Genomic DNA, 18,638 nt, shown 5'->3' on the forward strand with positions numbered 1-18,638 from the left:
CGTCCTGCCGCGCGGCCCGTGGTGTTCTGCTGGGCTTGGATCAGCCGGTCAGATGATCAGCTGCCGGCCGTACCGGTGTGGACGGCCTTCCAGGCGCCCTTCACGACCTGGTAGACGGTGAGCTGCTTGTTGCCCGTGTCGCCGTACTCGTCGAAGGAGACCTTGCCGGTGATGCCTTCGAAGTCGGACTTCTGGACGGCGTCGACGACCTTGGCGCGCAGGTCGTTGGTGTCGGGCAGCTTGTCGTCGTTGGCGGACTTCACGGCGCCGACGGCCTTGATGATGGCGGTGGCGGCGTCGTACGAGTAACCGCCGTAGGCGCCGTAGTCACCCTTGTAGCCCTTGGCCTTGTACTCGGCCACGAAGGCCTTGGCACCGGCGAGGGTGTCGACGGGGACGCCGACGGAGGTGACGAGGTCGCCCTCGGCGGCGGCGCCCGCGGTCTCGATGTAGGTGGTGGCGTACATGCCGTCACCGCCGAAGAGCGGGATCTTGACGCCGGCGTCCTTGAGCTGCTTGGTGATCAGCGCGGACTCGTCGTACTGGCCGCCGTAGTAGAGCAGGTCGGCGCCGGACGTCTTGATCTTGGTGACGAGGGAGCCGAAGTCCTTGTCGCCGGTGTTGACGTGGTCGGTGCCGGCGACGGTACCGCCGAGCTCCTTGAACTGCTCGTTGAAGATGGAGGCGAGGCCGGCGCCGTAGGTCTGCTTGTCGTCTACGACGAAGGCCTTCTTCTTCTTGAGGTTGTTGTACGCGTACTCGGCGGCGAAGGTGCCCTGCAGCTCGTCCGTGGTCGCCGTACGGAAGTACGTCTTGTACGGGCGCTGCTTGTTGGTCTGCCAGTCCTTGCCCAGGGTCAGGGTGGGGTTGGTGTTGGAAGGGGAGATCTCGACCATGTTGGCCGACTCGAACACCTGCTGCATCGACTGGGCGACGCCGGAGTTCAGGGGGCCGACGACGCCGACGACGTTCTTGTCGCCGACGAGGGCCGTCGCGTTGGACTGGCCGGTGGCGGGCTGGGCCTTGTCGTCGAGGGCCTTGACCTTGAACTTGACGCCGGGGACGAGGTTGTTCTTGTTGGCGTCGTCGACGGCGATCTGGACGCCGTACTGGATGCCGAGGCCGGTGGTCGAGTTCTCGCCGGACAGGGGCGCGTCGACGCCGATGGTCAGGGTGGTGTCTCCGCTGTCGCTGTCACCGCTGTCGTCACGGGAGCCACACGCGGTGAGGGTCAGAGCTCCGGTGGTGAGAATGGAGGTGAGAATCACCAAAGAACGCTGTCGCACAATCAGTCCTTTCCGCAGGCGTGCCGCCCCTTCGGGGATGCGACGGATGCGGCGCTGGTACCGAACTCCCGGTGGAGCGGTGACTGGCCGTGACTCTAAGCCCGGTCTACACGCGGAGGCATCTCGGTGGGCTGGCTTGTGACTTTCTTGTTATGACGTGCTGGTTGGTATGGCTTGGGGGAGTGCGGTCTCGACACGTATGGCCGAAACTGTCCACGGTCCACATTTTGAGAATCTGCACTTCCGGTTGCCCGTGGGCTTGGCCGTGCGGGCAACCTTCCGCAGGCCGCTCCGATGAGCTGGAAAAGGTCGTCGGGGTAGGCGCCGCCGAAGATGAAACTGTGATGCTGTATTGCGCGTGTGTTACGCAGCGTTACGTCAAGGAATGGCAGGTCCGCGTCGAGCGGGAGGTCCGCGCAGTCGACCACGGATATCTGGACGGTGATCCGGCGGGTGGTCCCGGCACTGACGGTGGATGTCTCGGCGGGTGAGATGCGTGCGGTGAGGCCGTCGAAGGCGGCGCCGTTGACGCGCAGGGTGACGGGTGGCCCGCTGTGTACGGTCACCGCGAACCGGAACAGGCCGCTGGCGGGCGAGGAGTCGAAGGTCGCGGCGAGTCCCGTGTACCGGAACGTGGTCACGGTGGCGGGCCAGGGCATGGGGGTGAGGGTGGTGGCCGGGGCGGACGGCGTCGAGGGCAGCAGGGTGATGACTCCGGCTGTCGCGGCGGCGAGCGCCGCGGCGGCGAGAAGGGCTCTGCGGAGGCGCGGCGGCAGGGCCCGCAGCCGGTCTGCGAGGCGTGGTGCGTCGGCACCGATGACTTCGTAAGTCTCTTGTGCGTCCGGCGAGTTGACGGGTTCGACGGGGCCGATGCCGGTCATGGTCGCAGCCTCATGCGGGAACGGTAGTGGGGGGTTGGGGGGCAGGCAATGCCGGCCCGCGCCCCCAGCCTGTCCGGCGTTCGGGGGCAGGGCCCGTTCCGGGGCCCTGTGAGGGGGCTGGGGGCGCCCCCGCGGGTCGGGGCGGGTCGGGGGGCGCCGGGGGCGGGAAACTCCCTCAGGCGGCCGTGGGCGCGTCCCGCAGCAGGCACGTCAGACGCGCGGTGCACACGCGTTTGTCTGTCTCGTCGGTGATCACGACCTCGTACGTCGCCGTCGACCGCCCCCGGTGCACCGGTGTGGCCACGCCGGTGACCAGTCCGGAGCGGGCCCCGCGATGGTGGGTGCAGTTCAGGTCCACACCGACGGCGATCTTCGTGCTGCCCCCGTGCAACATCGCCCCGACCGACCCGAGGGTCTCGGCCAGCACCGCGGACGCGCCCCCGTGCAGCAGTCCGTACGGCTGTGTGTTGCCCTCGACGGGCATCGTGCCGACGACGCGGTCGGGCGACGCCTCCACGATCTGTACGCCCATCCGGTTCCCCAGGTGTCCCGCGGAGAACATGGCGATCACGTCGATGCCCAGTGCCGTGTACTCGTCGATGACCTCTTGCGGGAACTTCACATGCTGCTGCTCGCCCATGGGGCCCGGCTCCGTTCGTCCTGGTCGGTGTGGTGTCCGCACGCCTGCGTCCATCCGCTGAGCAAACGCTCAGTCGGTGGCCGATTGTTCCAGACGCACCACCACGGACTTGCTGGCCGGGGTGTTGCTGGTGTCCGCGGTGGCGTCGAGCGGGACCAGGACGTTGGTCTCCGGGTAGTAGGCCGCCGCGCAGCCCCGGGCCGTCGGGTAGAACACGACCCGGAAGCCGGGCGCCCGCCGCTCGACGCCGTCCTTCCACTCGCCCACGAGGTCGACGTACGACCCGTCGGCGACCCCGAGGGCCTGTGCGTCCTCGGAGTTCACCAGGACCACCCGGCGGCCGTTCCTGATGCCCCGGTAGCGGTCGTCCAGGCCGTAGATCGTGGTGTTGTACTGGTCGTGCGAGCGCAGGGTCTGCAGGAGCAGGCGGCCTTCGGGGAGCTCGGGGAACTCGACGGGCGCCGCGGTGAAGTTCGCCTTGCCGGTGGCCGTCGGGAAGCGCCGCTCGTCGCGCGGGGCGTGCGGGAGGGCGAAGCCCGCCGGGTCGGCCACCCGCGCGTTGAAGTTCTCGAAGCCCGGGATCACGCGCGCGATGCGGTCACGGACCGTGGCGTAGTCCTTCTCGAACTCCTCCCACGGCGTGCGGGACTCCTCGCCCAGGACACGCCGGGCCAGCCGGCAGACGATGGCCGGCTCGGAGAGGAGGTGCGTGCTCGCCGGGTCCAGACGGCCCCGGGAGGCGTGCACCATGCCCATGGAGTCCTCGACCGTCACGAACTGCTCGCCGCTGCCCTGGAGGTCGCGCTCGGTGCGGCCGAGGGTCGGCAGGATCAGGGCACGCGCGCCCGTGACGGCGTGCGAGCGGTTCAGCTTCGTCGACACGTGCACGGTGAGGCGGGCGCGGCGCATGGCCGCCTCGGTGACCTCCGTGTCGGGTGAGGCGGAGACGAAGTTGCCGCCCATGGCGAAGAAGACCTTCGCGTCGCCGTCGCGCAGGGCGCGGATGGCCCGTACGACGTCGTAGCCGTGTTCGCGGGGCGGGGCGAAGCCGAACTCCTTCTCCAGGGCGTCCAGGAAGGCGGGGGCGGGGCGCTCGAAGATGCCCATGGTGCGGTCGCCCTGCACGTTCGAGTGGCCGCGCACCGGGCACACACCGGCGCCCGGGCGGCCGATGTTGCCGCGCAGGAGAAGGAAGTTGACCACTTCGCGGATGGTGGGCACGGAGTGCTTGTGCTGGGTCAGGCCCATCGCCCAGCACACGATGGTGCGCTCGGAGGCCAGGACCATGCCGAGGGCCTTCTCGATCTCCGCGCGCGTGAGGCCCGTCGCGGCCAGGGTCTCGGCCCAGTCGGCGGCGCCGGCCGCCGCGGCGAACTCCTCGTAGCCGTGGGTGTGTTCACGGACGAACGTCTCGTCGACCGCACCCTCCGTGTCGAGGATCAGCTTGTTGAGGAGGCGGAAGAGGGCCTGGTCGCCGCCGATGCGGATCTGCAGGAACAGGTCGTTGAGGGCCGCGCCCTTGATCATGCCCTGGGGGGTCTGCGGGTTCTTGAAGCGCTCAAGCCCCGCCTCGGGCAGGGGGTTGACGCTGATGATCCGCGCGCCGTTCGCCTTCGCCTTCTCCAGGGCGGAGAGCATCCGGGGGTGGTTGGTGCCCGGGTTCTGGCCGGCGACGATGATCAGGTCGGCCTTGTAGAGGTCCTCCAGGAGGACGCTGCCCTTGCCGATGCCGATGGTCTCGGAGAGCGCGGAACCCGACGACTCGTGGCACATGTTGGAGCAGTCGGGGAGGTTGTTCGTGCCCAGTTCGCGGGCGAAGAGCTGGTAGAGGAAGGCCGCCTCGTTGCTCGTGCGGCCCGAGGTGTAGAAGAGTGCCTCGTCCGGCGAGCCGAGGGCCTTCAGCTCCTCGGCGACGATGTCGAAGGCGCGCTCCCAGGAGACCGGTTCGTAGCGGTCGGCGCCCTCGGGCAGGTACATGGGGTGGGTGAGGCGGCCCTGCTGGCCCAGCCAGTAGCCGCTGCGGCCGGCCAGGTCGGTGACGGTGTGGGCGGCGAAGAACTCGGGGGTGACGCGGCGCAGGGTGGCTTCCTCGGCGACGGCCTTCGCGCCGTTCTCGCAGAACTCCGCGGCGTGCCGGTGCTCGGGCTCCGGCCAGGCGCACCCGGGGCAGTCGAAGCCGTCCTTCTGGTTGACGCGCAGGAGGGTGAGCGCGGTGCGGCGGACGCCCATCTGCTGCTGGGCGATGCGCAGGGTGTGGCCGATGGCGGGCAGTCCGGCCGCGGCATGCTTGGGATCGGTGATCTGCGGCGCGTCCTGGACCGGATCACTCTTGGGCGGCTTGCTGGCCATGGCTGAGCCCCTTCGCTTGCACGTGTCTCTCCGCTTGCGCGTGGTGGGCGTGCGCGTGCTTCACCTGCGCGTGTGTCACCTGTTCGATCCTCGCACGGGGCGGTGACAACGACGTAGACAGGTCCGGAGGGCTCGGGCGTCCCGCGTTGTCAGTGGCACGTGGCAGGATCGGGGTCGTGGCAGAAACAGCGTCGAAGAAGACCGAGAAGACCTCCGGCACGGGCCGCCCCCGGCTGATGCTCATTGACGGGCACTCGATGGCGTACCGCGCGTTCTTCGCGCTGCCCGCGGAGAATTTCACGACCGCGGCGGGACAGCCGACGAACGCGATCTACGGCTTCGCGTCGATGCTCGCCAACACGCTGCGCGACGAGGTGCCCACGCACTTCGCGGTGGCGTTCGACGTGTCCCGCAAGACCTGGCGCTCCGAGGAGTTCACGGAGTACAAGGCGAACCGGTCGAAGACACCGGACGAGTTCAAGGGGCAGGTCGAGCTGATCGGCGAACTGCTCGACGCGATGCACGCGGAGCGGTTCGCGGTCGACGGTTTCGAGGCCGACGACGTCATCGCCACGCTGGCCACGCAGGCCGAGGCCGAGGGCTTCGAGGTGCTGATCGTCACCGGCGACCGGGACTCCTTCCAGCTGGTCACCGAGAACACGACGGTGCTGTATCCGACGAAGGGTGTCTCCGAGCTGACCCGGTTCACTCCGGAGAAGGTCTTCGAGAAGTACGGGTTGACGCCGTCCCAGTACCCGGACTTCGCGGCGCTGCGCGGCGACCCGTCCGACAACCTGCCGGGCATTCCGGGTGTCGGCGAGAAGACGGCGGCGAAGTGGATCAACCAGTTCGGGTCGTTCGCGGACCTGGTCGAGCGGGTCGACGAGGTCAAGGGCAAGGCCGGGCAGAACCTGCGCGACCACCTGGACGCCGTCAAGCTCAACCGTCGGCTCACCGAGATGGTCCGCGACGTCGAACTTCCGAAGGCGGTCACGGACCTGGCCCGTGCCGCGTACGACCGCACGGCTCTGGCGGTGGTCCTCGACACCCTGGAGATCCGGAACCCCTCACTGCGCGAGCGGCTGCTGGCCGTCGATCCGGGCGTGGAGGAGGCCGAAGCCGGACCGGTGGCCGAGGCCGGTGTCGAGGTGGACGGGACGGTGCTCGGCGCGGGCGAACTGGCCCCCTGGCTCACCGGGCACGGCACGGAGGTCCTCGGCGTCGCGACGGTCGACACCTGGGCGCTGGGCAGTGGTTCGGTCGCCGAGGTCGCACTGGCCGCGGCCGGGGGAGCGGCGGCCTGGTTCGACCCGGCGGAGCTGGACGAGGCCGACGAGAACGCGTTCGCGGCCTGGCTGGCCGACGCGGACCGGCCCAAGGTGTTCCACAGTGCCAAGGGCGCGATGCGGGTCTTCGCGGAGCACGGCTGGACCGTGGCCGGGGTGAGCATGGACACGGCCCTGGCCGCGTACCTGGTCAAGCCGGGCCGGCGTTCCTTCGACCTGGACGCGCTGTCCCTGGAGTACCTCGGCCGTGAACTGGCGCCCGCCGCCACGGCGGACGGCCAGCTGGCCTTCGGCACGGACGAGGGCGCGGAGGCCGACTCCCTGATGGTGCAGTCCCGCACGATCGTCGACCTGGGCGAGGCGTTCGGCGAGCGCCTCCAGGAGGTCGGCGCGGCGGACCTGCTGCGGGACATGGAGCTGCCGACGTCGGCCCTGCTGGCCCGGATGGAGCGGCACGGCATCGCGGCGGACCGGGCCCATCTGGAGGCCATGGAGCAGATGTTCGCGGGCGCGGTGCAGCAGGCGGTGAAGGAGGCGCACGCGGCGGTCGGCCACGAGTTCAACCTCGGCTCGCCCAAGCAGCTCCAGGAGGTCCTCTTCGGTGAGCTGGGCCTGCCGAAGACGAAGAAGACCAAGACGGGCTACACGACGGACGCGGACGCCCTGGCGTGGCTGGCGACCCAGACGGACAACGAACTGCCGGTCATCATGCTCCGCCACCGCGAGCAGGCGAAGCTGCGCGTCACCGTCGAGGGCCTGATCAAGACGATCGCGGCGGACGGCCGTATCCACACCACGTTCAACCAGACGGTGGCGGCGACGGGCCGGCTGTCCTCCACTGACCCCAACCTCCAGAACATCCCCGTCCGTACGGACGAGGGCCGCGCCATCCGCCGTGGCTTCGTGGTCGGCGAGGGCTTCGAGTCGCTGATGACCGCGGACTACAGCCAGATCGAACTCCGGGTGATGGCCCATCTCTCGGAGGACGAGGGCCTCCTGGAGGCGTTCACGTCCGGTGAGGACCTGCACACCACGGTCGCCTCCCAGGTGTTCGCGGTTGACCGCTCCGCGGTGGACGCGGAGATGCGCCGCAAGATCAAGGCGATGTCGTACGGCCTGGCGTACGGTCTGTCGGCCTTCGGCCTGTCCGGGCAGCTGAACATCGACGCGGGCGAGGCCCGCGGCCTGATGGACACGTACTTCGAACGCTTCGGCGGGGTACGGGACTATCTGCGCCGGGCCGTCGACGAGGCGCGGGCGACGGGCTACACGGAGACCCTCTTCGGCCGCCGCCGGTATCTCCCCGACCTGAACAGCGACAACCGTCAGCGCCGCGAGATGGCCGAGCGCATGGCCCTGAACGCCCCGATCCAGGGCACGGCGGCGGACATCGTCAAGATCGCCATGCTGAACGTGGGCCGGGCGCTGGAGGAGACGAAGCTCAAGTCCCGCATGCTGCTCCAGGTCCACGACGAAATCGTCCTGGAGATCGCCCCGGGCGAGCGCGAGGCCACGGAGGAACTGGTCCGCCGGGAGATGGCCGGCGCGGTCACCCTCCGGGCACCGCTGGACGTGTCGGTGGGTTCGGGGCTCGACTGGGAGTCGGCGGCGCACTAGCGCTCCGCGGGGCGGACGGTTCGTCCGGGCGGGCGGGTTGGCTGCCTCGGGCCGGTGAGGCGGCTGGTCGCGCGGTTGCCCGCGCCCCTGAGGGGCGCGGGCAACCGCTCCCGGGTTGGCCTGGTCCGCCTGGGCGAGGCCTTCCGGTCCGGCCCCGCCCAGACCCTCGCTCGGCGCCTGCCGAGCCCGTCACCCGCGTGGCCCCCGCGAACACGCTTCCGCTGGGCGTGCCCGACAGGATGCGGGCATGGGTATACGCACGCTCATCCGCCGGACGGCCCCCACGCGCTCTCCGATACCGGCGTTTGCGGCCGACGCGAGCACCGCCCGCATTCCCGGCAGCAGCCTGGCCGCCGTACCCCTGGCGTGCCGTGCGGAGGCACTCGGCCGCGCACTCGCGCCGCGGGCCCGCACCCGTCGTGCCCACCTCGGGCCGCCCTCCGGCCTCCCGGTGCCGGGCCGCGCCCGGGCCTGGCGCGTCTGGGCCGGCCGGGGGCGGGAATGGCTGCGTCGGCCGCTTCGTGGCGGTCAGCGAGAACCCGTACGGCCTCCGGTCCGCCCTCCCGCGTGATCCTCCGCGTCCCTCTCCGCACGTCCTTCCGCAAGGTCTGGCGTGCGGCCCTCCGTACGGAGGTGCCGGTCTTCCGGGGCACGGGCCCCCGTCGGTTCCCCGGGACGCCGGAACCTGACCCCCGCCGCGTACAGGATCAGCCCCGACAGCATGCCGGCGCCCGCTCCGAAGCACAGGGTCGGGATCACCTCCCACGGCTTCGCCGTCGAACCCCAGTGCGCCCACCAGCGCAGCACCCGCTGCACCGCCCCCACCGCCGCGCAGCCGCCGATCACGGCGAAGGCCAGCCACCGGTCCCGTACCGAAAGCACCGGTACGCCCGTCGGATCGCCCGCGTCGGCCCGCCGCAGCGCGTGGTGCACGAACCCCGCGATGACCACCGCGGCCAGCGCCGAACCGCCGTACTGCAGGTACCAGTACAGGGGTGAACCCCGCAGCTCGCCGTCCAGGACGGGGAACAGTCGTACCCCCCACCGGTCGTGGTGCGTGAACGCGTCCCAGACGACATGGGTCAGGGCGCCGAAGGCCGCCGAGGCGTACCACCGCAGGGCGAGGGACGGCGTCACCCGCGCGCGGGGCGTTCCGCAGCGCAGCAGGGTCGCCGTACGCCCCTGCCGGGCGCGTGGCAGCAGGGCGACCAGCGGCTCGCGCAGGAGCATCCACAGGGCCACCAGGGCCCAGGCGACGGCCACGTCGATCGTGAAGACACCCGGGAAGGAGTGGGTGACGGCGCCGAACTCCATCGCCTGGGGCAGGACACTCGCCGCGAAGTAGGTCAGATCGGGGGAGAAGGAGCCGGCGACGAGTACCGCCGGAATCAGTCGGCCGCGTCCGGTTCCGTCGGCGCGTACGGCCGGCAGTACGGCCGCCGCGTGGCTGAGAGTGAACGGCAAGGAGGCTCCCTGGAGCGGATGTTGACGGGGGCGAACCACCCCGATGATCACCGTCGTCCAGTATGCGGGACGGCCGCAGGCTGCGGCGGGCGGTGACGGGACGGTGAAAGGGGCGTGTGAAAAGCCGCGTGCGGGCCACCCGGCTGTGCGGCACGCGACGAATCACAGTTGGCCAATCGGTGAATATCGGGCACGAACGGGTGTCCGCGCAACGCAAGTTGTCGTAGGGTCGCCTGGGTCGGCCTGCTGGGGAGCATGGTCGAACACGGAACCGCAACGAAGGCGTAACGCGTCAACAAGGCGCGTAATCGGGCGAAATGGCCGGTTTGCAAGGCTGATCGAGGTCGGTCGGGACTGGTCGAAAGTGACCGGTACTGGGCGAAAACAGGCGGAACAGGGCGGCTTGCCGCCCACGGGAGGGGTTCTCTGTATGGCGGCGTACATCGGCAGGAGGCTCCGCAAGGGGGCGGCGACAACCGCTGTGGCCGCACTCGCGGTCGCGGCTCTGTCCGCGTCCCAGGCTCCGGGGGCGACGGTCGACGACCAGGGCAGACGGACCGCCAGTGACTCCCAGCCCACGTCCGAGGCGACGGCCGACGACAGTGCGAGCGCGACCGGCAACTCGCCGTACTACACGGACCTTCCACCGCTCCACAGCCCGAACCCCGGCCCGAGTCCGGCGCAGTCGTCGACCACGGGTACGCCGGTCCAGGTCGGCGAGGCCGAGGCGGGCATACCCGCGACCGTCCTCGACGCCTACAAGAAGGCCGAGGCGGCACTGGGCGCGGCCAAGCCCGGCTGCAACCTGCCCTGGCAGCTCCTCGCGGCCATCGGCAAGGTCGAGTCCGGCCAGGCCCGCGGCGGCCAGGTCGACGCCGACGGCACCACGACCAGCCCGATCCTCGGCCCGCAGCTCGACGGCAACGGCTTCGCGCTCATCAGGGACACCGACAACGGCGCGTACGACGGCAACAGCAGCTACGACAGTGCCGTCGGGCCCATGCAGTTCATCCCGTCCACCTGGGCGTGGGCGGGCCGCGACGGCAACGGCGACGGCAAGAAGGACCCCAACAACGTCTACGACGCGGCCCTCGCCGCCGGCCACTACCTGTGCCGGTACGGCTGGGACCTGTCGACGCAGGCCGACCTCAACCGCGCGATCCTCAGCTACAACAACTCGACGGACTATCTGAACCTCGTCCTGTCGTGGCTGGAGTACTACCGCAAGGGCACCCACGAGGTCCCGGACGGCACGGGCACGGTGCCCGTCAGCCGCAGCGACGGCAACTCCGGGGCGAGCCCCACGCCGTCGCCGGTCACGACCACGCCGAGCCCCAGCCCCAGCACTCCGGGGACGAGCACCCCGGCGAAGCCCGGCAGGCCCACCACGCCGACCCCGACCCCCGTACCCACGCCCACCACGCCGACGGCCACCGACACCGTGGACCACCTGGAGGACGCGGGCACCGCCAAGCTCACCGCGACGGCGGGCGACGCGTTCACCAAGAGGATCAGCACGCGCGCGGAGACCGTGGCCGGCGAGGCGGTCGGCAAGGTCAGGATCCGCTTCACGATCGTCGGCGACACCGACACCACCTTCACCGGCGGGGAGAACGTCGCCACCGTCGTCACCGACAGCACCGGAGTCGCGGTCGCGCCCGCGCTCAAGGCGGGCGAGACGACGGGCGCCTTCACGGTCCGCGCGACCGTCGTCGGCCGTACGGTCGCCGCCCTCGACTACGCGGTCACCGTCACCGCCCGCGCCGCCGACACCCTCGCCCGCACCGCCACCACCGCGCTCACCTGCGTGGCGGGCGGCGAGTTCGCCGACCAGGTCGAGGTCAGGGCGACGTACGACGGCACCGCCGCGGACGGTGTCGCGGCCACCGCGACCCTGATCACCGCGGCCGACGACGCGACCGTGAACACCAAGGGCCCCTACTTCAAGGACGCGGACGGCAAGACGGTCCGCACCCTCACGGGCCTCGAAACGGACGCGAACGGCCTGCTCAAGCTGCCGAAGCTGTACGCGGACGACACCACCGGCACCTTCCTGCTCCGCATCACCACCACCGGCGGCGCCACCCTGACGGTCGAGCTGACGGTGACGGCGGCACCCGCCCCGACGGAATCCGCCACGGAGTCGACGGCTCCGGCCGAGTCGGCCAGTCCCTCGGCCTCCAGCTCCCCGAGCGCGTAAGCCGTCGTACGCGTCAATACGCAGGAGAGCGGCACCCCGTTCACGGCGAGGGGTGCCGCTTTCGTGTGCGCGAGCTGTTCTCATCTCGGGCGCCCGTTGCTACGGTGCCCCGACCTGACACCCCATCAGCTCACTTTCGGCAGCCGGGGAGGCCCTTCATGCGTGCCCTGATCGCCGCCGCGACCGGCCTCGCCCTCGCGTTCGCGTTCGTCCTCACGATCACGGCCCTGGGCTCACCGGCGGGCACGACATCCCCCAAGCCGCTGCTCACCACGGTCCCGTCACACCCCTAGCCGCCGCACCTCTCCGGGAGGGAGGCCGAGATGCGCCGAAAGTCCGGCCTGATCCTGCTCGCCCTCGCCGTGTTCTTCGCGGCGCTGTCCCCGCTCCTGCGCTGGTACGCCTTCCCGCGTCTCGCCAAGGTCCCGGCGAACCAGTACACGACCATGGTCCTGGAGGCGAAGAACGCGACCCTCCTCGACTACGACTCGTTCCAGGCCGTGAAGGTCCCCAAGGTCACCATCGTGCAGACCCTCAAGGGCAACGTCGAGGCCTCGGAGAAGATCGAGAGGACGGCGGGGCGGGACGTGGTCGTCTGGGACGGCCTCTCCTATGTCCAGGGACCCGACGGGAAGATGGTCTCGAAGATCCCCGAGCGCTACATCTTCGACGCGCACACCCAGGAACCCGTCCACGCCACCGGCGAGATGGTCGACGGCGACCCGGTGAAACGGGAGGGCATCGAGTTCAAGTGGCCCTTCCTGACCGAGAAGCGGGACTACGAGTACTTCGACGCGCAGGCACGGCTGACCGCCCCGATCCACTACAAGGGCACACAGAACTTCCGCGGCGTCCCGGTCTACTACTTCGAGCAGACCATCCCGTGGACGAAGGTCCCCTTCCCCAAGGACCTGCCGATCAAGGGCGTCACGGCCGAGACGGTCGCCGCGACCGGTATGACCCGCTGGTACACCACGGTCCGCAGGTTCTGGGTGGAACCGGTCACCGGCGCGCCCGTCTACGGCGAGGAGATCCACCAGGAGGAACTGCGCGGAGGCACCCTCCTCGGGGGGCGCGAAAAGGTGACGGCCTTCTCCGGGCACGTGAAAATGCGCGAGGACTACATCGAGTCGACGGTCGCCCTCGTCAAGTCCCAGCGCGTACTGGTCCTGCTCATGACGTCGTACCTCCCCTGGGGCTTCCTGTCCCTGGGCGTGCTCCTGCTGGCACTCGCCCTCTACCTGGAGGCCCGCGGCCGCAGGCCGGCCGATCCCGCCCCCACCAGGACCTCCGCCCCCGAGCCGGTCAACGCCTGAGCCGCGCGTTCGTGTGCCGCGTCGGCTCGGCGGTCGCCGGGTCCTCGGGCCACGGATGCTTCGGATACCGGCCGCGCAACTCGGCGCGCACGCCCTTGTAGCCGTCCTTCCAGAAGGAGGCGAGGTCGGCGGTGACCGCGGCGGGCCGCCCGGCGGGCGACAGCAGATGGACGAGCACCGGCACACCGGCCACGGCGGGCGACTCCCGCAGGCCGAACATCTCCTGCAACTTCACGGCGAGCACGGGCCGTTCGGGATCGGAGTAGTCGATCCGGATCCTGGACCCGCTCGGCACCGGCATCCGCTCGGGCGCCAGCTCGTCGAGGCGGCCGGCCTCCCCGGAGGCCCACGGCAGAAGCCGACTGAGCGCCTGCCCCGCCTCGATCCGGCCCAGGTCGGCCCGTCGCCGCGCCCGGCCCAGCTCGGGCTCCAGCCACTCGTCCACGCGCGCGTGGAGGGCGCCTTCGGAGACGTCCGGCCAGGGTTCGCCCAGGTGCAGACGGAGAAACGTGAGCCGCTGCCGGAGCGTCCCGGCGTCCGCGGACCACCGCAACAGCCCGAACCCTTCCTGCCGCAGCCCCTCAAGAAGGGCATCGCGTACGAGTCCGGGGTCGGGGTCGCGCAGCGGACGCACCGCCAGTTCCACCGCCCCGAGCCGCTCGACCCGCCGGGCGACGACGTCCCCGTCGGCCCAGTGGACCTCCTCGCCCGTGGCGTGCAAGGCGCCGGCCGCCGACCGCGCGGTGTCCTCGTCGACAGTGGCGGCCAGCCGCACGCGCGCGTGCCCGGACCCCACCGGCCGGTCCGCCACGGCGACCGCGATCCAGGGCGCGCCCCGCAGTGCCGAACCGTCACCGGCCTCGGCCCGGGTGCCGGACACCATCAGATACGAACCCCCCTGAGCCCTGGCCACCCGCTCGGGAAAGGCGAGCGCGGCGACGAGGCCGGCCGCGCGGTCGTCCCCGATGGCCGGCGCGGAGCCCCTCGCGGGTTCGCGCGACGCGGGGTCCGGCGCCGCCGAGCGCAGCCTGCGGGCCTCCGTCCGCCAGCGGGCCGCGTACGCGTCGTTCCCGCGCCGGGCCGTACGCCAGGCCGCCGCGAGATCGTCGCCGTACTCGCGCGGCGGCTCCTCGCTCAACAGCGCGACCACCTCGGCTGCCCGGGCCGCGCCCACCTCGGGAGCCGCGTCCAGCAGGGCCCGGGCCAGCCGGGGGTGCAGTCCGAGACGGGACATGCGGGCGCCCCGGTCCGTGGCCCGCCCACCGGCGTCCACCGCACCGATCGCCGTCAGCACCGCCCGCGCCGCCGCCATCGCACCGCCCGGCGGCGGGTCCAGCAAGGCCAGCCCGGAGGCATCGGGATCGCCCCAGCAGGCCGCCTGAAGGGCGAACGCCGTCAGGTCGGCCACCTTGATCTCGGGGGACGGAAAACGCGTCAGACGGGCGTCCTCGGCCTCCGTCCAGCAGCGGTACACCGCCCCCGGTGCCTCACGCCCGGCCCGCCCCGCCCGCTGCCGCCCGGTCGCCTGCGAGGCCCGTACCGTCGCCAGCGCGCTCAGCCCGCGCGCGTGGTCCACCCTCGGCTCCCGCGCCAGCCCCGAGTCCACGACCACCCGCACCCCCGGAACCGTCAGCGACGACTCCGCCACCGACGTCGCCAGCACCACCCGGCGCCCCGTCCCGCCCGACAGCACCGCGTCCTGCACCGCCGCCGGCGCCCGCCCGTGCACCTGGAGCACCTCCACCGCGGGCCCCAGGTCCCGCAACTGGCCCGCCACACGCGCGATCTCCCCCACCCCGGGCAGGAAACACAGCACGTCGCCCGCCCGCTCGGCCAGCGCCCGCCGCACCACCGACGCCACATGCGTCAGCAGCACCGGATCGACGCGCATGCCGTGCGGCGGCCGTACCGGACGTGCCGGCGGCGCCCACACCACCTCCACCGGATACGACACGCCCGCGGCCTCGACCACCGGCGCGCCGCCCAGCAGCTCCGCCCAGCCCTCGGCGTCCGTCGTCGCCGACGCCGCCAGCAGCCGCAGCTCGGGGCGCAGTGCCGCCCGTACGTCGACCAGGAACGCCGCCGCCGTGTCCGCGTCCAGGTGCCGCTCGTGGCACTCGTCGAGGACGACCACGTCGACGCCCGGCAACTCCTGGTCCCGCTGCAGCCGTTGCAGCAGCACACCGGTCGTGACGACCTCCACGCGCGTGCCCGGCCCGACGACCCGCTCCCCGCGCACGGTGTACCCGACGCTCCCGGCGACCTGCTCGCCCAGCAGCCACGCCATCCGCCGCGCCGCAGCCCGCGCGGCGATCCGCCTCGGCTCGGCGACCACGACCCGCCGCGCCGGCCTGCCGTCCCCCAGCAGACCCGCCAGCGCCAGCGGCACCAGCGTCGTCTTGCCGGTGCCGGGCGGCGCGACGAGGACGGCGGTGCCGTGCGCGTCGAGCGCCTCGGTCAGGCCGGGCAGGGCGCCGCGTACGGGCAGGACGTCCAGGGCTTCGGAACGGATCACGCCCCCAGTGTCGTACGTCCATGAAGAACGCCCTCCACGCACGCGTGGGGGGCGTTCTCGAAGCCGGGCTCCGGCTGCCTCACCGTCAGTCGCGCTCGCAGACGAGGATCGCCGTCCCGGGAATGAGATTGCCGCGCAGCGGGGACCAGCCGCCCCACTCGGACGTGTTCCAGGCCGGCCACTCCGGCTCGACCAGGTCCACCAGGCGGAAGCCGCCCGCCACCACGTCCCGGACGCGGTCGCCGACCGTCCTGTGGTGCTCGACGTACACCGCGTTGCCGTCGTCGTCCTGCTCGACGTACGGAGTGCGGTCGAAGTACGAACCCGAGACGGACAGGCCCTCGGGACCCGGCTCGTCGGGGAACGCCCAGCGGACCGGATGCGTCACCGAGAAGACGAAGCGCCCGCCCGGACGCAGCACCCGGTGCACCTCGCGCAGCACCAGCACCGGATCGGCGACGAACGGCATCGCCCCGTACGCCGAGCACACCAGGTCGAACGAGCCGTCCGCGAAGGGCAGGGCGCCCGCGTCCGCCTCCACGAGAGGGACACCGCCGCCGATCCGCAGGGCGTGCTGGAGCTGACGGTGGGAGAGGTCCAGGGCCACCGGACGGGCGCCCTGGGCGGCCAGCCAGCGCGAGCACTGGGCCGCGCCGGCGCCGATCTCCAGGATGTCCTTGTCCTTGAGGTCCTCGGCCGGGCCGAGGAGCTCGGCCTCCACCTCGTCGAGACCCTCGGGACACCAGACGAAACGGTCGTCGCCGAGGAAGGTGCCGTGCTCGTTCTGGTAGTCGTCCGCGTTCCGGTCCCACCAGCCCCGGTTGGCCCGGGAGCTCTCGGTGACTCCGGCGGCGCGCCGGGTGGCGTCCGGCTCGGGCGATTCGGGCTCTTGGATGATCGGCTCCCTCGTATTAGTCTGCGGGCTCTTCCGTCGGACGTGTCCCGGCGGTGTCGCGAATGGGGCGGCACGTGCCCGCGTGGCCTCCTGGGACACGTCTTCTGCCGGGTATGCGGCGATCCGCCCCGGGTGTGCGCCTTCGCGCATTGACCCTGCCCGGCTGCCCCCGTATGCTACAAGTTGCGCTGCGGGCCTGCGCACCTCAGACGTAGCAGGCTGCGCTCGCATCTGTATGTATGTCCCCTCGGTTGTCGAGGCGCCACCGGATCTTTCGGTCCTGATGTGGCGCTTCCTTGGCTGTCCGGCCTTCTGCAGAGCGAAACGGGCTCCCGGCGTAAGCAGTACCTACGACTCTCTGTCCGTACCGGAGCCCTTTCCCACATGACGAGCAGCACCGAGATCACCGCCACCACTCCGCAGGTTGCGGTCAACGACATCGGTGACGAGGAAGCATTCCTCGCCGCTATCGACGAGACGATCAAGTACTTCAACGATGGCGACATCGTCGACGGCGTCATCGTCAAGGTTGACCGGGACGAGGTTCTCCTCGACATCGGTTACAAGACCGAAGGTGTCATCCCGAGCCGTGAGCTCTCGATCAAGCACGACGTCGACCCGAACGAGGTCGTCAAGGTCGGCGACGAGATCGAAGCCCTTGTTCTCCAGAAGGAGGACAAAGAAGGCCGCCTGATCCTCTCGAAGAAGCGCGCCCAGTATGAGCGCGCCTGGGGCACCATCGAGAAGATCAAGGAAGAGGACGGCATCGTCACCGGTACCGTCATCGAGGTCGTCAAGGGTGGTCTCATCCTCGACATCGGCCTCCGTGGCTTCCTGCCGGCGTCCCTCGTCGAGATGCGTCGAGTCCGCGACCTCCAGCCCTACGTGGGCAAGGAGCTCGAGGCGAAGATCATCGAGCTGGACAAGAACCGCAACAACGTGGTCCTGTCCCGCCGCGCCTGGCTCGAGCAGACCCAGTCCGAGGTGCGCCAGACGTTCCTCACGACCCTGCAGAAGGGTCAGGTCCGCTCCGGCGTCGTCTCCTCGATCGTCAACTTCGGTGCCTTCGTGGACCTGGGTGGCGTCGACGGTCTCGTGCACGTCTCCGAGCTCTCCTGGAAGCACATCGACCACCCCTCCGAGGTTGTCGAGGTCGGCCAGGAAGTCACCGTCGAGGTCCTCGACGTCGACATGGACCGTGAGCGTGTCTCCCTGTCGCTGAAGGCGACGCAGGAAGACCCGTGGCAGCAGTTCGCCCGGACGCACCAGATCGGTCAGGTCGTCCCGGGTAAGGTCACGAAGCTCGTCCCGTTCGGTGCGTTCGTCCGCGTGGACGAGGGCATCGAGGGTCTGGTCCACATCTCCGAGCTGGCCGAGCGCCACGTGGAGATCCCGGAGCAGGTCGTCCAGGTCAACGACGAGATCTTCGTCAAGGTCATCGACATCGACCTCGAGCGTCGTCGCATCAGCCTCTCGCTGAAGCAGGCCAACGAGTCCTTCGGTTCCGACCCGGCCTCGGTCGAGTTCGACCCGACGCTCTACGGCATGGCCGCGTCGTACGACGACCAGGGCAACTACATCTACCCCGAGGGCTTCGACCCCGAGACCAACGACTGGCTCGAGGGCTTCGAATCCCAGCGCGAGGTGTGGGAGAACCAGTACGCCGAGGCGCAGCAGCGCTTCGAGCAGCACCAGGCTCAGGTCATCAAGTCCCGCGAGGCCGACGCTCAGGCCGAGGCCGAGGGCACCAGCACGACGGGTGCGGCTCCGGCCGCCTCCGGTGGTGGCGGCGGCTCGTACTCCTCGGAGTCGGACGACACGTCCGGCGCCCTGGCGTCCGACGAGGCCCTTGCGGCGCTCCGCGAGAAGCTGGCCGGTGGCCAGAGCTGATCGCTGCCGCTGAGGCTTAGCAGCTGACTGAGGGCCCGTACCTTTCGAGGTGCGGGCCCTCGGTGTCGTGTGCCGACGGTCGCCGTTCGACCGGGCTGTCCGCGGCGTTCTCGCGGCAACGACGGGGGACACGGCAGCAACTGACCGGCCGAAACCGGCCCTTGGGAGGCGTGCCCGGCAACGAGCCCGCCGGGCACGCACTCCGTCGGCGACCGGCCCGGTCGCCGGCATGTGGTCCGTCCGACGGCCTTGCACGTGTCACAGGCGGGTAAGTCGTACCTGTGAGCGAGGGCCGGGCG

At 70.9% G+C, this 18,638-nt stretch carries 12 protein-coding genes; 5 read left to right on the forward strand and 7 right to left on the reverse strand.

Going from position 1 to position 18,638, the window contains the following annotated elements:
* Window positions 1-56: 56 nt before the first annotated feature.
* From OG595_RS32760 to OG595_RS32775, 4 genes are all read right to left on the reverse strand, one after another.
* On the reverse strand, window positions 57-1,271 hold the full coding sequence (locus OG595_RS32760; RefSeq protein ID WP_329283412.1) for a branched-chain amino acid ABC transporter substrate-binding protein: 1,215 nt from the start codon (window positions 1,269-1,271) through the stop codon (window positions 57-59).
* Between the two features lie 110 nt (window positions 1,272-1,381).
* Window positions 1,382-2,167, reverse strand: coding sequence for a hypothetical protein (locus tag OG595_RS32765; protein WP_329278319.1), 786 nt, complete (start codon window positions 2,165-2,167; stop codon window positions 1,382-1,384).
* A gap of 175 nt (window positions 2,168-2,342) precedes the next feature.
* Complete coding sequence (locus OG595_RS32770; protein ID WP_329278321.1) at window positions 2,343-2,807, reverse strand: PaaI family thioesterase; 465 nt, start codon at window positions 2,805-2,807, stop codon at window positions 2,343-2,345.
* 69 nt (window positions 2,808-2,876) lie between these two features.
* Complete coding sequence (locus tag OG595_RS32775) at window positions 2,877-5,156, reverse strand: FdhF/YdeP family oxidoreductase (protein ID WP_329278323.1); 2,280 nt, start codon at window positions 5,154-5,156, stop codon at window positions 2,877-2,879.
* Window positions 5,157-5,332: 176 nt separating this feature from the next.
* On the opposite strand from OG595_RS32775, the gene polA reads away from it, so the two are divergent.
* Window positions 5,333-8,059, forward strand: a complete 2,727-nt coding sequence (polA, locus tag OG595_RS32780; protein ID WP_329278325.1) for a DNA polymerase I — start codon at window positions 5,333-5,335, stop codon at window positions 8,057-8,059.
* 528 nt (window positions 8,060-8,587) lie between these two features.
* On the opposite strand, the gene OG595_RS32785 is transcribed toward polA, so the two are convergent.
* Window positions 8,588-9,523 carry a DUF4184 family protein gene (locus OG595_RS32785; RefSeq protein ID WP_329278327.1) on the reverse strand — a complete coding sequence of 312 codons (936 nt, stop codon included), beginning with the start codon at window positions 9,521-9,523 and terminating at the stop codon, window positions 8,588-8,590.
* Between the two features lie 430 nt (window positions 9,524-9,953).
* Here OG595_RS32785 and OG595_RS32790 point away from each other — a divergent pair, with 430 nt between their 5' ends.
* The 3 genes from OG595_RS32790 to OG595_RS32800 all read left to right on the forward strand — a co-directional run bounded on the left by OG595_RS32790 (window position 9,954) and on the right by OG595_RS32800 (window position 13,039).
* A complete protein-coding gene (locus OG595_RS32790) occupies window positions 9,954-11,723 on the forward strand; it encodes a lytic transglycosylase domain-containing protein (protein WP_329278329.1) in 1,770 nt (589 codons plus the stop codon).
* Window positions 11,724-11,881: 158 nt separating this feature from the next.
* Window positions 11,882-12,016: an SPW_0924 family protein gene (locus tag OG595_RS32795; RefSeq protein ID WP_329278331.1), complete on the forward strand. Its 135-nt coding sequence runs from the start codon at window positions 11,882-11,884 to the stop codon at window positions 12,014-12,016.
* Between the two features lie 30 nt (window positions 12,017-12,046).
* Complete coding sequence (locus OG595_RS32800) at window positions 12,047-13,039, forward strand: DUF3068 domain-containing protein (RefSeq protein WP_329278333.1); 993 nt, start codon at window positions 12,047-12,049, stop codon at window positions 13,037-13,039.
* Here the strand turns inward: OG595_RS32800 and hrpB are convergent.
* Together hrpB and OG595_RS32810 are read right to left on the reverse strand one after the other, a co-directional pair.
* Window positions 13,029-15,554, reverse strand: coding sequence for an ATP-dependent helicase HrpB (gene hrpB, locus OG595_RS32805; protein ID WP_329278335.1), 2,526 nt, complete (start codon window positions 15,552-15,554; stop codon window positions 13,029-13,031). The two genes, OG595_RS32800 and hrpB, sit on opposite strands and share 11 nt — an antisense overlap.
* 85 nt (window positions 15,555-15,639) lie before the next feature.
* Window positions 15,640-16,599 (reverse strand): class I SAM-dependent methyltransferase, encoded by a 960-nt coding sequence (locus OG595_RS32810; protein WP_443073248.1) that lies wholly within the window; start codon window positions 16,597-16,599, stop codon window positions 15,640-15,642.
* A 234-nt stretch (window positions 16,600-16,833) separates the two neighbouring features.
* Between OG595_RS32810 and rpsA the strand changes: the two genes are divergently transcribed.
* Complete coding sequence (gene rpsA / locus OG595_RS32815; protein WP_006381002.1) at window positions 16,834-18,339, forward strand: 30S ribosomal protein S1; 1,506 nt, start codon at window positions 16,834-16,836, stop codon at window positions 18,337-18,339.
* Window positions 18,340-18,638 lie beyond the last annotated feature (299 nt).

The organism is Streptomyces sp. NBC_01451, assembly GCF_036227485.1.
In the GTDB taxonomy this organism is placed as follows: domain Bacteria; phylum Actinomycetota; class Actinomycetes; order Streptomycetales; family Streptomycetaceae; genus Streptomyces.

Coding starts and splice junctions, on each gene's coding strand:
- OG595_RS32765 (WP_329278319.1), bottom strand. CDS start 2,167: ATGACCGGCATCGGCCCCGTCGAACCCGTCAACTCGCCGGACGCACAA.
- OG595_RS32770 (WP_329278321.1), bottom strand. CDS start 2,807: ATGGGCGAGCAGCAGCATGTGAAGTTCCCGCAAGAGGTCATCGACGAG.
- OG595_RS32775 (WP_329278323.1), bottom strand. CDS start 5,156: ATGGCCAGCAAGCCGCCCAAGAGTGATCCGGTCCAGGACGCGCCGCAG.
- OG595_RS32790 (WP_329278329.1), top strand. CDS start 9,954: ATGGCGGCGTACATCGGCAGGAGGCTCCGCAAGGGGGCGGCGACAACC.
- OG595_RS32795 (WP_329278331.1), top strand. CDS start 11,882: ATGCGTGCCCTGATCGCCGCCGCGACCGGCCTCGCCCTCGCGTTCGCG.
- OG595_RS32800 (WP_329278333.1), top strand. CDS start 12,047: ATGCGCCGAAAGTCCGGCCTGATCCTGCTCGCCCTCGCCGTGTTCTTC.
- OG595_RS32810 (WP_443073248.1), bottom strand. CDS start 16,599: ATGCGCGAAGGCGCACACCCGGGGCGGATCGCCGCATACCCGGCAGAA.
- rpsA (WP_006381002.1), top strand. CDS start 16,834: ATGACGAGCAGCACCGAGATCACCGCCACCACTCCGCAGGTTGCGGTC.